Source organism: Wenyingzhuangia marina (assembly GCF_900130035.1).
Classification (GTDB): Bacteria; Bacteroidota; Bacteroidia; order Flavobacteriales; family Flavobacteriaceae; genus Wenyingzhuangia; species Wenyingzhuangia marina.
The window spans coordinates 75732-91821 of the sequence record NZ_FQXQ01000005.1 but is presented as its reverse complement, the minus strand read 5'-3'; the positions used below and the strand labels follow the sequence as shown (position 1 = coordinate 91821).

Annotated in this window: 17 protein-coding genes; 9 read left to right on the top strand and 8 right to left on the bottom strand. The window is 31.0% G+C overall.

Translation table 11 applies throughout. The features are described 5' to 3' along the window. The first annotated feature begins 10 nt into the window (after nt 1–10). From mobA to BUB70_RS11730, 8 genes are all read left to right on the top strand, one after another. Nucleotides 11–580 carry a molybdenum cofactor guanylyltransferase gene (mobA, locus tag BUB70_RS11765; RefSeq protein WP_073121851.1) on the top strand — a complete coding sequence of 190 codons (570 nt, stop codon included), beginning with the start codon at nt 11–13 and terminating at the stop codon, nt 578–580. Continuing rightward, nucleotides 574–816 (top strand): MoaD/ThiS family protein, encoded by a 243-nt coding sequence (locus BUB70_RS11760; RefSeq protein WP_073121850.1) that lies wholly within the window; start codon nt 574–576, stop codon nt 814–816. The genes mobA and BUB70_RS11760 overlap by 7 nt, the downstream gene beginning before the upstream one ends. A 30-nt stretch (nt 817–846) precedes the next feature. Beyond that, nucleotides 847–1281, top strand: a complete 435-nt coding sequence (locus BUB70_RS11755) for a molybdenum cofactor biosynthesis protein MoaE (protein ID WP_073121847.1) — start codon at nt 847–849, stop codon at nt 1279–1281. A 40-nt stretch (nt 1282–1321) separates the two neighbouring features. Then, on the top strand, nt 1322–1684 hold the full coding sequence (locus BUB70_RS11750) for a four helix bundle protein (RefSeq protein WP_073121845.1): 363 nt from the start codon (nt 1322–1324) through the stop codon (nt 1682–1684). Then, entirely contained in the window at nt 1681–2616 is a 936-nt protein-coding gene (moaCB, locus tag BUB70_RS11745) for a bifunctional molybdenum cofactor biosynthesis protein MoaC/MoaB (RefSeq protein ID WP_262508095.1), read from the top strand. Before BUB70_RS11750 ends, moaCB begins: the two co-directional genes overlap by 4 nt. 132 nt (nt 2617–2748) lie before the next feature. Then, nucleotides 2749–3759 (top strand): GTP 3',8-cyclase MoaA, encoded by a 1011-nt coding sequence (gene moaA / locus BUB70_RS11740; RefSeq protein WP_073121841.1) that lies wholly within the window; start codon nt 2749–2751, stop codon nt 3757–3759. Nucleotides 3760–3821: 62 nt separating this feature from the next. Continuing rightward, nucleotides 3822–4658, top strand: coding sequence for a mechanosensitive ion channel family protein (locus tag BUB70_RS11735; protein ID WP_073121839.1), 837 nt, complete (start codon nt 3822–3824; stop codon nt 4656–4658). A gap of 15 nt (nt 4659–4673) precedes the next feature. Next, nucleotides 4674–5654 carry a magnesium and cobalt transport protein CorA gene (locus tag BUB70_RS11730; protein WP_073121837.1) on the top strand — a complete coding sequence of 327 codons (981 nt, stop codon included), beginning with the start codon at nt 4674–4676 and terminating at the stop codon, nt 5652–5654. On the opposite strand, the gene BUB70_RS11725 is transcribed toward BUB70_RS11730, so the two are convergent. Further along, on the bottom strand, nt 5651–6763 hold the full coding sequence (locus tag BUB70_RS11725) for a DegT/DnrJ/EryC1/StrS family aminotransferase (protein ID WP_073121836.1): 1113 nt from the start codon (nt 6761–6763) through the stop codon (nt 5651–5653). The two genes, BUB70_RS11730 and BUB70_RS11725, sit on opposite strands and share 4 nt — an antisense overlap. Nucleotides 6764–7045: 282 nt before the next feature. Here BUB70_RS11725 and BUB70_RS11720 point away from each other — a divergent pair, with 282 nt between their 5' ends. Further along, nucleotides 7046–7513 (top strand): DUF975 family protein, encoded by a 468-nt coding sequence (locus tag BUB70_RS11720; RefSeq protein ID WP_200777497.1) that lies wholly within the window; start codon nt 7046–7048, stop codon nt 7511–7513. 84 nt (nt 7514–7597) lie between these two features. Here the strand turns inward: BUB70_RS11720 and BUB70_RS11715 are convergent, their stop codons facing one another. The 7 genes from BUB70_RS11715 to thrA all read right to left on the bottom strand — a co-directional run bounded on the left by BUB70_RS11715 (nt 7598) and on the right by thrA (nt 16065). Further along, nucleotides 7598–9349, bottom strand: a complete 1752-nt coding sequence (locus BUB70_RS11715) for a PspC domain-containing protein (protein ID WP_073121835.1) — start codon at nt 9347–9349, stop codon at nt 7598–7600. Then, entirely contained in the window at nt 9342–9686 is a 345-nt protein-coding gene (locus BUB70_RS11710) for a PadR family transcriptional regulator (RefSeq protein ID WP_073121832.1), read from the bottom strand. The genes BUB70_RS11715 and BUB70_RS11710 overlap by 8 nt, the downstream gene beginning before the upstream one ends. A 40-nt stretch (nt 9687–9726) precedes the next feature. Next, nucleotides 9727–10167, bottom strand: a complete 441-nt coding sequence (locus BUB70_RS11705) for a DUF4870 domain-containing protein (RefSeq protein ID WP_073121830.1) — start codon at nt 10165–10167, stop codon at nt 9727–9729. A gap of 165 nt (nt 10168–10332) precedes the next feature. Next, nucleotides 10333–11046, bottom strand: coding sequence for a 3-ketoacyl-ACP reductase (locus BUB70_RS11700; RefSeq protein WP_073121827.1), 714 nt, complete (start codon nt 11044–11046; stop codon nt 10333–10335). A 131-nt stretch (nt 11047–11177) separates the two neighbouring features. Then, entirely contained in the window at nt 11178–12359 is a 1182-nt protein-coding gene (locus BUB70_RS11695) for a trans-sulfuration enzyme family protein (protein WP_073121825.1), read from the bottom strand. 63 nt (nt 12360–12422) lie between these two features. Further along, nucleotides 12423–13610 carry an enoyl-ACP reductase FabV gene (gene fabV / locus BUB70_RS11690; protein WP_073121823.1) on the bottom strand — a complete coding sequence of 396 codons (1188 nt, stop codon included), beginning with the start codon at nt 13608–13610 and terminating at the stop codon, nt 12423–12425. A 28-nt stretch (nt 13611–13638) separates the two neighbouring features. Continuing rightward, nucleotides 13639–16065 (bottom strand): bifunctional aspartate kinase/homoserine dehydrogenase I, encoded by a 2427-nt coding sequence (gene thrA, locus BUB70_RS11685; protein WP_073121821.1) that lies wholly within the window; start codon nt 16063–16065, stop codon nt 13639–13641. Nucleotides 16066–16090: the final 25 nt, after the last annotated feature.

The window sequence follows — 16090 nt, the reverse complement described above, 5'->3', positions numbered from 1 at the left end:
ATTTATTGTTATGCAAAAAAACATTACTGGAATTATTCTTGCTGGCGGAAATAGTACAAGAATGGGAACCGACAAAGGAACTCTAACCCTTAACAATATTACCTTCACACAACACATCATTAACAAACTAAAACCTATTGTTGATGAAATTATTATTGTAAGTAATCATGAAATTTATGATCAATTTGGTGTAAAAAGAATTCCTGATAATGTAAAAGATTACGGTCCTGTAGCAGCAGTATACACAGGCTTAAAAGCAAGCAAAACAGATTATAGCATTATTGTAAGTTGCGATGCCCCAAAGGTAGATCTTGAAGTTTTTAAACCTTTGTTAATGGAACGAAATAACAAATATGACATTGTTCAATACATTGCAGATTCCAGAACGACTCCACTAATTGCGTTGTACAACAGAAAATGCTTAGGGATTTTTAAACTAGCCCTTAAAAATAAAATTCAGAAATTGCGATTTGTGATCAAGCAGCTTGATGATAAAACCATTGTAGCTCCTGATCATATTAGAGACAAGATTGTTAACATCAACACCCCAAAAGATTTAGAACGATATAACATATGCTAATCACCATTAAATACTTTGGAATGTTGGTAGAAATTACCAATACTACTCAAGAATCTTATCAGTATGATTTGGAAGATATTTCCATTAATGATATTGAACTTTCTATCCTATCAAGATATCCTAATTTAAAAAACACTACCTATAACATTGCCGTTAATCAACAAATAGCTACTAAAAATCAACCTATAAAAAACGGAGATGAATTGGCTTTTTTACCTCCATTCGCAGGAGGATGATTACCTTTGTATAGTATAAAGAATAAAAACATGAAAAAACACAATGTATTTATTGAAGATGCCATTACTCCAGATTTTATTGCAAATTCTATAGCCAAGCATCAAACCAAAACCAGCATTGGAGCACATGATATTTTTTTGGGTCAGGTAAGAGCTGATGAAATTGATGGGAAAACAGTATCTGCTATTGAATATACCGCATATGAGGAAATGGCCAACTTAAAATTTAGCGAAATCAGAGAAGCTACTTTTGATAAATTCGATTTGACATGTATGCATATCTACCATAGTTTAGGAACAGTAAAAGCAGGAGAAATTTGCTTGTTTGTATTTGTTTCTTCTCCAAGAAGAAAAGAAGCGATGAAAGCTTTAGAATATTTGGTAGAAACCATTAAAGCTGAGAGTCCTATTTTTGGAAAAGAAATTTTTGAAGACGAAACACATCAGTGGAAAGTGAATTCATAAAGTTGAATTGTTGATTTGTGTAACTGTTTAATTGTTTGACATGTATATATTTTCATTTGAGAAATTAAATGTTTGGAAAGACTCCAAAGAATTTGTTAAAGAAATTTATAGAATAACAACTAAATTTCCTGATTCAGAAAAATTTGGGATGATATCACAATTAAGAAGAGCCTCTATTTCTGTTCCTTCAAATATAGCAGAAGGGAGCTCTAGAAAAATTTCAAAAGACCAAGCACATTTTACAATATTAGCTTACAGTTCATTGACGGAAGTCTTAAATCAAATTATTATTTCTCACGAATTAAACTATATTAGTTTAGAAGATTATCAATCCATTCGTCCTCAAATCGAAATGATTTCAAACAAACTAAATGCTTTACGTAACGCTCAATTAAACAAATAAACAACTCCACCAATCAACACAATATGGTCGACATTACACATAAAAGCTCAACCTTAAGAACCGCTACTGCACAAGCCATTGTAAAAGTTAGCAAACAAGAAACTATTGATGCCATTAACAACAAAACCGTTCCAAAAGGAGATGTTTTTGAAATGAGTAGAGCTGCTGGTTTATTAGGAATTAAACAAACACCTTATTTATTACCCGATTGTCATCCGTTACCAATTGAGTTTACAGGGGTAGAATATCAAATAAATGGTTTAGAGATTACTATTTTAATGACGGTAAAAACCATTTACAAAACAGGTGTTGAGGTAGAAGCCATGCACGGAGCAAGTGTTGTGGCTTTGAACATGTATGACATGTTAAAACCCATTGACAAACAAGTGGAAATTGGTAGCATTAAATTGTTAGAAAAAAGAGGTGGAAAATCTACTTTTCATAAAAAATCAGGAGCCGGATTAAAAGCATCTGTCATTGTTTGTTCTGATACTATTTCTGAAGGTAAAAAAGAAGACAAAGCAGGAAAGGCTATTATTAAAAAACTGAAAGAATGTGAAGTTTCTATTGGAGAATATACCATTATTCCTGATGAAAAAGACATCATTGCAGAAAAAGCAATTACTAACAGTCAAAAAGATTTTGACCTAATTATATTTACTGGTGGAACAGGATTGTCTCCAAGAGATGTAACACCAGATACTTTGACTCCTTTGTTTGAAAGACAAATTCCAGGTATTGAGGAAGCCATTAGAAGCTACGGTCAAACCAGAACTCCTTATGCGATGTTATCACGTAGTGTGGCAGGGATTATTAACAATACATTGGTTATAGCCTTACCAGGATCTACCAAAGGAGCCGAAGAATCTATGGAAGCTATTTTTCCTGCAGTTCTTCATATTTATGGTGTATTAAACGGAGAAAGACATTGAGTAGTGAGTAGTGAGTAGTGAGTAGTGAGTAGTGAGTAGTGAGTAGTGAGTAGTGAGTAGTGAGTAGTGAGTAGTGAGTAGTGAGTAAAATTAGAAAATCAATTAAACACATAAACAATAAATAAACAGCTTATCAAAAAAACAAACAACATATTAATTGATGATTTTAACAGAGAACATACTTATTTGCGAATTTCTATTACGGAAAAGTGCAACTTAAGATGTACTTACTGTATGCCTGCTGAAGGGATTCCTTTATCTCCCAAAAGTCATATTATGAATTATGATGAAGTTTTTGAAATTGCTAAAAAGTTTGTGGATTTAGGCGTTACTAAAATTAGAATTACTGGTGGAGAACCTTTGGTTAGAAAGGATGTTGCAATCATTTTAAGAAAATTAGCCACTTTACCTGTTGAACTTTCCATTACCACCAACGGTGCTATAATTGATAAATTTATGGATGTTTTTAAAGAATGTAACATTCAAAAAATAAACATCAGCATAGACTCCTTAAACCCTGAAAAATTTAACAAAATTACTCGTCGTAACGATTTTGAACGCGTGTATAAAAACATCATGCTTTTTGCCAATGATGATTTTTTTAAAGTAAAACTTAATTGTGTGTTAATGAAAGATGTTAACGATGGTGAAATCAATGATTTTATTGAGTTTACCAAACATCAAAACCTAAATATTCGTTTTATAGAATTTATGCCTTTTAATGGAAACGAATGGAAATTAGATCAACTGGTTTCTTTACAAACCATTGTAGATCGCGCACAAAATCATTTTGGAACAAATAACATTTTGAGAATAAAGGATGCCCCAAACGACACTTCTAAAAATTATCAACTTAAAAATGCTTTAGGAACTTTTGCTATTATTAGTACAGTAACCAATCCTTTTTGTGATAGTTGTAATCGTATTAGATTAACCGCCAATGGAAAATTAAAAAACTGTTTATTTTCAGGTGGAGAAGAAGATCTTTTAACAACTTTAAGAGCAGGAGAAAACATAGAAAAACCTATTAAAATTGCCATTCAATCTAAAAAGAAAATGCGTGGTGGTATGGATTCTCAAAAACAATTTACTTCAGAAGAACTTCGTTTAGACAACCGTAGCATGATTGCTATTGGTGGATAAATAAATATTTTCCTCTCCTATATTCATCGGCTTTTACCTATTTTTATGTAAAATTATTTTACATGGATGCATTGAATGAATTTATCAATATTGAAATCATTAAAATAGGAGAAAACTCTATTAAAATTTTTAATGTTCTATTGGTATTAACCATTTTTATTTTCACTAAAATTTTAGTTTGGATTGTCTCAAAAATCATTCATAAACATAGAGAAAAAGCAGATATAGATCATTCAAACGCTTATGCTTTGGTACAAATATCTTCTTATGTTTTTTGGATAATTGCCTTTGTTTTTATGCTTGAAGGCTTGGGTATTGAGATTACCTTTTTATTAGCTGGATCTGCAGCATTATTAGTAGGTATTGGTTTAGGATTACAACAAACCTTTAACGATTTTATTTCAGGGTTGATTTTACTTTTTGAAGGAACCACCAGAGTAGGTGATATTTTAGAGGTAGATAATGATGTAGTTCAAATTCAAAGTATTGGATTAAGAACTTCCAAAGCCATCAATAGATTTGATATTTCCGTTATTATTCCCAACTCTTTAATCACCACTAATAAAGTAGTAAACTGGAGTCACCATGGACCTACTACTCTATTTACCGTAAAAGTTGGAGTGGCATATGGTAGTGATGTTGAACAAGTAATTCAAATCCTAAGAAAAAGTGCTTCTATCCATCCAGAAGTCATTAGAAAAGATGAAGTAGATGTACGATTTTCAGATTTTGGAGCATCGTCTTTAGATTTTACCCTTATTTTTTATACCACAAATATATTTGGAGTTGAAAAAATTAAAAGCGAAATTAGAATCAATATTGCCAAAGCATTTAAAGAAAATGGTATTTCAGTACCATTCAATCAATTAGATGTGCATATTAAAAATCAAGAATCATAAACAAAACGATCCTTTATGAAAAAAGATTTCTTTAAAAGCACTTCGCTAATAGAATATTCTAAAGAGAATTATCATTCAAACCCTATTACATCTATAGATGAAATTGATTTTGGAACTGAAAATAAAAACATAAGATGGTTAAATACTTATGGAACCCATCATAAAAGTGAATTTAAAGCTATTGTTACAAAAAGTTTACTTGATGATTTTTTATTAAAATTAATTACCGAAGAAAAACACCCAAACAAAGTTCTGGAGCTAGACAATGCTCTTTTTGTAACCATAAAAGTGTTAAAAACAGAAACCAAAAACTTTCAGACAGAGCAAATGTTTTTTGTATTAACACCGCATATCCTTTGGAGCATTCAAGAAGAAAAAGGAGATTATTTTGAATGGATTAGGGAACGAATTAGAGAAAACAAAGGAATTGTTAGAAACAAAAAAACTGATTATTTACTATTCCTAATTCTTGAGTCTATTATTGATAATTATGAAGATGCTTATGATAAAATTTCATCTTCTATGGAAACCTTAAACCAAGGAACTGACGTAAAACCCACACCTGAATTTACCCAAAATATCGAAAAGGAAAAAAATATCCTAATTACTTTTAAAAAAGCAGCAACCAGTTTAAGAGATATAATTACCAAATTAGAAAAAGTAGAACAACAAAAAATTAACAAAAAGTTTTACAGTGAACTAAGTACTCAAATTCACAACTTATTAAACAGTATTGATTTTGATTTGCAAGAAATGGAGAGTAAAATTAATTTGATATTTAGTATACAAGGACACCGATTAAATGAAGTAATGAAAACCTTGACTATTTTTTCTGTAATCTTTATTCCTTTGACTTTTTTGGCAGGAATATACGGGATGAATTTTGAATATATTCCTGAACTAAAACACCATAATGGTTATTTTGTTTTATTAGGTGTAATGGTAATTGTAACCCTTGGATCTATCTACTATTTTAGAAAAAAGAAATGGTTCTAAAAACAATTTTTAATCACTTTACAAACTCTTTGTAAATCATTGGTAGACATAGAAGAACCACTGGGTAAACTCAAACCTCTTTGATGTAAATCATCACTATTTCCATTACTATAAAAAATAGCAAATTGATATATTTTTTGTTGATGCATGGGCATCCACAAAGACCTACATTCAATATTATCAGCAAGTAAACTTAATCTTACTTTCTCTTTTATTTCATGACTATTAAACAACAAACTTGTTAACCAAAAATTACTTTTAGTGTTGATGGTATCTTCTAAGAAAGAAACCTCAACATCTCTCAGTTCATTTTTATAAAACAAATGATTTTCTCTTCTCTTATTTACAAAGTCATTCAACAATTCTAATTGCGCTACCCCAATAGCAGCCAAAACATTGCTTAACCTATAATTAAAACCTATTTGATGATGTTCATACCCTGTATTGGCTTCTTTGGCTTGGGTAGATAAATATAAAGTTTTATCTGCCAGTTCTTTTTTATAAGTCACCAACATTCCACCACCCGAAGTAGTAATGATTTTGTTTCCATTAAAAGAAAAAACTCCAACATCTCCAAAAGTTCCACAATATTGATTTTTATAAATACTTCCCAATGCTGATGCGGCATCCTCTAAAACTAAAATATTGTACTTTTTTGTAATTGCTAAAACTTCATCAACTTTGGCTGGCATTCCATAACCATGAACTAAAATAAGAACCTTTGGCTTTTGTCCTTTTTCTATTTCAGAAAGAATGGCTTTTTCTAATAAAACAGGACAAATGTTCCAGGTTTCTTTTTCTACATCTACCAAAATAGGAACAGCACCTATATAAGAAATAGGGTTCACTGATGCCACAAAAGTAAACGTTGTACACAGCACTTTATCACCTTTTTTTATACCCAAAACCTTTAATCCCAAATGAATTGCAGATGTAGCGGAATTTAAGGCAACTGCATAAGAAACACTGACAGTTTTAGATAAATTGTTTTCAAAAGTAGTAATCATAGGACCTTGTGGAGCGATCCAATTACTTTCAAAAACATTCTTTAACAAGGCTTGTTCATTTCCTTTTAAATCTGGCGGTGATAAATAAATTTTTTCTTTCAACAGTAAAGGTTTTAACGAAGATAGCAAAAAAGAAAATGTGATAAATAACACAGGCCGTTTTACTATGCTTATCTATATAAATTGATTATTTTGCATTCTAAAATTTAAATACTTATAAATAAAAAAAATTAGTAAAAAATGACTACTGAAAATACGAAATTAATGCAACAGGCTAGAACTTCCTTAGACTTAAAATGGGGGATCGCTATTATCACTTTTTTAATTTATAATATTATTGTTGGGTCTTGATCTGTAATTCCTATTCTTGGGAGTATTGGAGCTTTGATATTAGCAGGACCATTTTCTTATGGTTTAGCAACATTTTCAATGGCTATTGCTAGAAATCAAAAAGAAGACATCAAACAAATTTTTGAAGGATTTAACAACTTTGCAAATTGCTTAATCGCTTATTTATTAATGGCTTTGTATGTTATTTTATGGAGTCTATTATTTATTATCCCTGGAATAATTGCTGCAATTTCATATTCAATGGTTTTTTATATTATGGTAGATGAACCTGAAATAGGACCCGAAGCTGCCTTAAGAAAGAGTAAAGAAATGATGTATGGTTATAAATGGAAATTCTTTAGGTTAAATATCCGATTTTTTGGTTGGAGTTTACTTTGTATTTTAACTTTAGGAATTGGATTTTTATGGTTAATCCCATACATGCATGTAACTTATGTTAAATTTTATGAAGACATTAAAAATGATCCTTTGGCTGAAATTGGAAGTCAATACAGCAAATAATTATTGATCAATAAAAAAAATCCCATCATTTACATGATGGGATTTTTTTTATTTAAAGCTCTTAGTTTATAATGCTTAAAATCATTAATTCTCTTTTGATTGAATATCAATTCCATCAACATCAATTCTTACTTTAACATCATTAGACTCTGCTCTAATTCCATTTTTATCAATCTTCAAACTTCCTTCATCACCATTAATTTCAACACCTTCGTCATCAATTTTTACTTTGGGTGTTTTTACCTCTACTTTATAATCCTCATTACAATCTAAACACTCAACATCATCTTTTAAGATTTTTAAATAATGATTAGTTAGCTTTCTATCAACTATTGAACCTCTAGCGTGGAAATCCCATGTATTTCTTTCGGTGTAAATCACTAACTTTTTTGGTAAGTAAAGTATAATTTCTACTTCTTGATCACAGTATTTATTTTCTATACTTGTTGACAAAAAGGAATCTAACGTTAATTTATTATTCTCAAAAGAATAATTATAATTAATCTTTTGAGCACGATTTAAGGCCTGTTCATATCCACCTCCATCTGCTTTTTTCTGAATAACGATACTTGCATAAGAATCACTAGCAGATTTTATCTTTAATCTGATATCTCTTCTATAAAGATCCTTTGTTCCGTTTTGATTAGTTACAATTTTAAAATCATTGTTCATATAAAATTGATTTCTATACAAATCACTAGAACGCATTTCTATCCATAAAGTATCATTTTCTGTAATATTTAACATATTTTTCTCTGTTACACTTTCAGAAAAAGAATGTTCGCTAGCTTCTCTAACGCCAACAACAATAAGTCCTATTACCGAAAACAACCATACTCCTAATAAAGTCAATTTAGCAACTTTCCCTATAGATTTTAAATTGTTTACAAAAATCTTTAAACCTAAATAGAAGAAGAAAAACACAGGAATTCCTACAACAAAAAACACCATTGTTACCCCCAACCAAATAGGCGTGTTTGCAGCATTCATGACAGATAAAAACTCTATCCCAGGAATATTTAAAATATTTTTAAATCCTACCGAAATCAATCCCAACACAAGTGCTATCAACACAAAAACTGAAAAGATTATAATGATGATTCCTATAAATTTTGAGAATATTTTTACCACTAACATGATAAAATCTACAATGGCATCAAAAAAGTTTTTTGAAGTTGTTTTTACTGTATCTCCATGTTTTTTTGCTGTATCTGAAACTGATTTAGATACATTTTTAGCAACTCCAGAAACCGTTTCAAATCCTTCTTTAATTTGTTTTTCTATATTATTAATGTTCACAGGCTCTCCTGTCATCATTATTTTTTCGGCAGTAGTTGTAGCTGCAGGTATTAAAATCCAAAACAGAATATAAATAACCACAAAAGTTCCAAACGACATCATGACTAGCAACACCCACAACAAACGCATCCATATAGGATCTATACCTAAATAATGAGCAAAACCTGAGGACACCCCGCTAATGTATGAGTTATCTATATCTCTATAAAGTTTTTTATTATTTGTTGATTGTTTATTAGATGTAAAGTTGCTTTCATCTTCAAAAATATCATCATCAACTAAATAGTCTTCTGGTTGTCCCATAATAGCGATAACCTCTTCAACATCTTTAATGCTAACAACTTGTCTTTCATTTTTAAGACGTTCATTAAATAACTCTGAAATTCTAGTTTCAATATCAGCAATAATTTCTTCTCGTCCCTCTGAATTGGTAAACGAATTTTTAATAGCTGTAAGGTAAGTTTGCAACTTTAAATATGCATCTTCATCAATGTGAAAAAATATACCAGCCAAATTTATATTAACAGTTTTATTCATCTTTTGGTAGTTTTGGGCTTGTTACTATATTAACCGCATTTTGCAGTTCGTTCCAAGTAGTGTTTAGTTCGTTTAAAAAAAGTTTACCAGTATCGGTTAAACCATAATATTTTCTAGGAGGGCCAGACAAAGACTCCTCCCACCTATAACTTAAGAGCCCTGCATTTTTAAGCCTTGTTAGTAAAGGATATATAGTCCCTTCTACTACCAGCAACTTAGCATCTTTAAGCGTACTTAGAATTTCTGCTACATACGCATCCTCATCTTTTAAAACGGAAAGTATACAGTATTCTAAAACACCTTTTCGCATTTGTGCTTTTGTGTTTTCTATCTTCATTCTCTACTTTTTTACTTGTTAAAACCTAATTATCTTATCCTTACTTTATAAAATTGATAGTTAATGGATATTTATACAATTCTCCTTCTTTGGCTTTTAAACTTGCTATAATTACAAAAACAAATTCAAACAAAAATCCAATTACAGTTATAAAGCCGATGCTTCCTCCTAATATTAAAAACAATGGAAAAGCTCTATTTAAATTAAAACTGAAATGTTGAAGTCCATCAAAATGAAAACCCTGAAATACATTAAACATAAAAAACGGTATGGTAATTAATCCAAGGACGATAGTGTATAACAATACACTTAACTGAAAGTTAATAGCTTGTTTTCCGTGTTCATTTATGAATTCTGATTTTTCTTTATTCAATACCCATAAAATAATAGGCCCTAAATAATTACCTAAAGGAATCACAAACCTACTAAAAGTAGATAGGTGAATAAACGTTGCAATGTTTTTGTGATGATTTTCTAGCATAGCATTTTTTATTTATAGTAATTTCTTATGCAAATATACATCTAAAAAATAGTACTATGCAAAACAAAGTACTATAAATTTTATTAAAAAATTTAAAACAGATCTTCTAAACAAAAAAATCCCATCATTTTCATGATGGGATTTTTTTAGTAATCTATAGGCTTATTAAGGATTTGTAGACCAAATTCCTGCATCTTTAATAAAGACTCTTTTATTTAATTTTAATTGTGCAACAATCACCTCAGCAATATCTTCAGGTTGCATTACCGATTCTGGATTTCCGTCTGTTAACTTTAAATCAATAGCCATATCTGTAGCCACAGTACTTGGCGTTAGAGCAGTTACTCTAATATTGTGCTTTCTTACTTCTTGCATTAAAGACTCTGTCAATCCTAAAACAGCAAACTTAGAAGCACTGTAAGCACTCGTTACCGCTGCTCCTCGTAAACCAGCTGTTGAGGAAATATTAATAATATCTCCTGAGTTTCTTTCAATCATTTGCGGTAAAAAAGCCCTAGTTACATAATAGGTTCCCATTAAATTTACTTGAATAATTTGCTCCCAATCTTTAACACTTAACTCTAAAAACTTTCCAAATTTACCAATTCCAGCATTATTGATTAATATATCAATGTGATCGAATTTATTAAATACAACTCCTGTTGATTTGTTCACTTCCTCTAGTGAAGAAACATCTGCTACAGCAGTTACCACTCTTACCCCAAAAGCTGTAACTTCTTTGGCAACTTCTAATAAATCTTTTTCTGTTCTTGCTAACAATGCTACATTTACTCCTTCTGCTGCCAAAGCCAACGCTATAGCTTTCCCTATTCCTTTACCAGCACCTGTAATTAATGCATTTTTTCCTTTTAAACTCATTCTATTATTTTTTTATTTTTCTTATCTAAAGTTACTATCTATTCACTGCAAGAAAAAATTTATCTCTTTAAAATCTGATATTTTTAAACATAAAAAAACCGAGCTTTTCACAGTCTCGGTTTTTATTATTTTTATGCCTCTAAGGCTTGTTTAATATCTGCGATAATATCGTCTATGTGTTCTAGACCCAATGAACACCTAACCATTCCATCAGTAATATTTACAGCTTTTTTTACCTCGGGTTCTACTTTAGCATGTGTAGTACTTGCAGGATGAGTAACAATAGTTCTAGTATCTCCTAAATTAGCAGACAATGAACACATTTTAATGTTATCAAAAAAGTTTCTTCCTCCTTCTACACCACCTTCTACTTCAAAAGCCACAATGCTTCCTCCTTTTAACATTTGCTTTTTAGCAATTTCATATTGTGGATGTGACTTTAGGAAAGGATATTTTACCCATTTTACTTTAGGATGACTTTCTAAAAATTCAGCTAAAGCCAAAGCATTATCACAATGTCTATCTGCTCTAACAGCTAAAGTTTCTAAAGATTTAGACAGCACCCAAGCATTAAAAGGACTCATGCAAGGTCCTGTTAAACGTGAGAATAAATAAATTTCACGAATCAACTCTTTGTTACCTACTGTTACTCCTCCCATTACACGTCCTTGTCCATCCATTAATTTAGTGGCAGAATGAACTACTAAATCTGCTCCAAACTTAATAGGTTGTTGTAAATATGGTGTTGCAAAACAGTTGTCTATAACCAATAAAACTCCATGTTTTTTAGCAATACTGCTCAATAATTCTAAATCCAATACATCTACTCCTGGATTTGTAGGAGTTTCTGCATAAATAAATTTAGTATTTGGCTGAATTAAGCTCTCTATTTTATCAACTTCATTTACTTCAAAATAAGAACAATTGATATTCCATTTTGGAAAATACTTAGTAAACAAACCATGTGTAGCTCCAAAAACAGAACTACAAGAAACTACATGATCACCCGCACTTAACAAAGCTCCAAAAGTAGAAAAGATAGCTGCCATTCCACTTGAAAAAGCAAAACCAGCTTCAGCACCTTCCATCAAACAAACTTTTTCAATAAATTCATTGGTATTAGGATTACTGTATCTACTATACAAGTCTCTTTGTTTTTCTTCAGCAAAAGAAGCTCTCATTTCTTCGGCATCATCAAAAATAAATCCAGACGTTAAATACAAGGGTACAGAGTGCTCAGAAAACTGAGTTGTTTCTGATTGTGTTCTTACCGCTAGGGTTTCGAAATTTTTACTTTTATTACTATCTTTCATTTTATTCGCTTAGTAATTAAACACTGTGATGTGCACAAAAAATTATAAATATTAAAACCGAATTTATTGTAATCCAGGAATATTTACCATTTCATCTACTTCACTATTATAATCTATCTCATCATAATTAAAACCAAACAAGTTAAAGAAATCGGTTTTATACCCCTCTAAATCTCCTATAGAAGGAAGATTTTCTTCCGTAACTTGCTCCCATAATGCTGATACTTGTTCTTGAATATCTGAACGCATTTCTAAATCATCAATTCTTATTCTACCTACAGCATCTGTTGGGACTTTATCTAATGCTAATCGTTCTGTATACAATCTGTGTATTTGTTCTATACAACCTTCATGTACATTATTTTCTTTCATTACTTTATATAGCAAAGAAATATATAATGGAATAACAGGAATTGCAGAACTAGACTGAGTAACAAGTGCCTTATTAACAGAAACATATGCTTTACCATTGATTTCTTTTAATAAATCTGTAATTGTAAAAGCCGTTTTCTCTAAATGATCTTTCGCTTTCCCTATAGTTCCCTTTCTATAAACAGCCTCTGTCAACTCTGGACCAATATAAGAATAAGCTACTGTAGTAAAATCTGAAGAAAGCAAATCAGCATTTTTTAATTCATCAATCCACATCTCCCAATCTTCACCTCCCATAACAGCAACTGTATTATCAATATCATCCTGATTACAAGGAGAAATCGTAATCTCTTTTACAGCTCCAGTATGAAAATCTACTGTTTTATTGGTGTAAGGTTCTCCAATAGGTTTTAATGTTGATTTATGCCTAACACCTGTTACAGGGTGAGTTCTTACTGGCGAAGCAAGACTATAAACAACCATATCAACTTGTCCTAAATCTTGCTTAATTAAGTCTATTGTTTGTTGTTTTATTTCGTTTGAAAAAGCATCTCCATTAATACTTTTTGCATAAATACCTTCTTCATGAGCCTTTTTTTCAAAAGCAGCTGTGTTGTACCATCCAGAAGAGGCTGTTTTTCCTTCTGTTGGTGGTTTTTCAAAAAACACTCCTATCGTAGATGAATTTGAACCAAAAGCACTTGCTATTCTTGATGCCAATCCAAATCCAGTTGATGCACCAATAACAAGAACTCTTTTTGCTTCTCCTATTTTTCCTTTTGATTTAATATATTCTATTTGATTTAATACATTTTGCTCACAACCTTTTGGATGAGAGGTAATGCAAATAAATCCACGAGTTTTTGGCTCTATAATCATTTCTTATTCTTTTTAATTACTAACTTTTTTATAATTCAAGTTCCGTTAATCTCATAATGTCTCCAAAGACACCACGAGCCGTTACATTGGCTCCTGCTCCTGCTCCTTGAATTACAACAGGCTGATCTCCATATGATTCTGTATAAATCTCAAAAATAGAATCAGCTCCTTTTACTTGCCCCAAAGCAGAATCACTAGGAACAGAAACTAATTTTACTTCTAAAATTCCTTTATCCGAAGCCAAATCACCGTGTAAATCACCTATGTAACGTAATACATGATTTGGTTCTTGTTTGTCTTTTATTTGTTGATAGATAGGGTCTAACTCTTCTAATTTACTTAAAAAAGAAGCGGTATCTCCATCTCTTAAATGTTCAGGAATTAAATTGTGAATTTCCACATCACTAAATTCATTTTGTAAATCTAACTCACGTGCTAAAATCAACAATTTACGCCCAACATCATTTCCATTTAAATCTTCTCTAGGGTCTGGTTCTGTAAAACCTTGCTCTGCTGCTTCATTTAACACCTCACTAAATTTTACGTTTTTAGCAGAAAAATTATTAAATAAATAACTCAACGTTCCAGAAAAAACACCTTTAATTCTTGTAATATTTTCTCCTGATGCGTGCATTAATTTAATAGTATCAATTAACGGCAACCCCGCACCAACATTGGTCTCATACAAATATTGCTTTCTGTTTTGTGTTAAAGCCAAACGCAATTCGTTATAAAAATCTAACGATTTTGTATTTCCTATTTTATTAGAAGAAACTAAATTAAACCCGCTCTCAATTAATGGAATATAATTTTCAGTCATTCCTGCACTTGCAGAATTATCAACCGCTATTAAGTTCCCTAAATGATGGTCTTTTGCATATTTCACAATAGCATCAATTCCTTTGTACGGAGTTCCATTTTCTTTTAAATCTTGTTTCCAAGTTCCTTGAATTCCATCAGCATTAAAAAATACTTTTTTAGAATTTGCTACTGCAAACACATTTAAATCAATTCCTTTACGCTTTAGAATATTTTCTTTGCTTTCTAAAATTTGTTTGATTAAAGTACCTCCTACCAAGCCAACACCAAACACTGCAACATTGATTTTTTTGGCAATTCCAAAAATCTCTCCATGCATTACGTTTACTGCTTTTCTTAATTCTTTATTGTCTATCACCAAACAAACATTATTACCCGTTACCGTATTATTAATTAGCAATGGCTTAATGTTATTATTAACCAACGCAGTATATGATGTGTTAAAAGAACTTAATGAGTTCCCTAAAATAGACACCACCGCTACGCCTCTTGTAATAGATATTCTGTTGATATCATTACTTAAAAAGTCTAAATTAAATTCGTTCCCTAAAGCATCTTTTGCTTTGTGTGCATCTTTACCATTAACCACAAAACTAATTCCTCTTTCCGAAGACCCTTGAGAAATAATTCCCACACTTATATTTTCCTTTTGTAAAGCTGCAAACAAACGTGCATCAATACCTACTTTACCCAATAAACCTCTACCCTCTAAACTAACCAAAGCCATGTTTTCTTGTACAGAAATGGCTTTGATTCCATTTTTAGAACTTGCTTCAGCATTGATTAAAGTTCCTTGACTTTCAGGCTCAAACGTATTTAAAATACGCAAAGAGATATTCTTTTTTACCAATGGAATAATCGCTTTGGCATCTAATACATTATCTCCCAAGTTTGCCAATTCATTTGCCTCATTAAAAGACAAATGATCTATTTTTTGTGCATTAGAAACTAACAACGGATTTGCAGTGTAAATTCCACTTACAATAGTGTAATTTTCTAATTCTTCTGCATTTAAATATCCTGCAATTAATGAAGCCGAATAATTACTTCCATTGTTTCCTATAGAAGTGGTTTCTCCCTCTAAACTTGCTCCAACAAACCCTGTAACTATAGGAACTGTTGTTGTTAAATCTATATTTTTAAAATACTTTTTGGTATTCTCTTCTGTAATATCTTCTAACAAAGTAGCTTCACCATATACATTGTCTGTTTTAAACAGCTCTCTAGAATCTGTATATTGAGCATTTACTTTGTTTTCTTTTAATAAAGCCGTAATGGTTTTACCAGCCAACAACTCACCATAAGCAGTAACCAAATCTTTGATTTTTGGACTGTAATCCCCTAATAAATTTACCCCTTCAAAAATCTTTTCTAAAAAGGTAAATTCCGCAGAAAAATCGATTGTTGGATAAGGCTCAAGTTGATTCTTTTTAAAAGTTTCAAAAGCAGATTGATACCCCTCTCCTTTTTTAGCTCTCTCTAACAATTCAAACAAATCTTCTGTAGCTGTTCCTCTTGCTGAAACCACTACTACAATTTCTTCTTTATTTTTTATCTTGTTTAAAAGAATGGATACAACGCTTTTAATTCCTTCTCCGTTGGCCAATGATTTTCCTCCAAATTTTAATACTTTCATTTCTTTTCAGGCTTTTGGCTTTAAG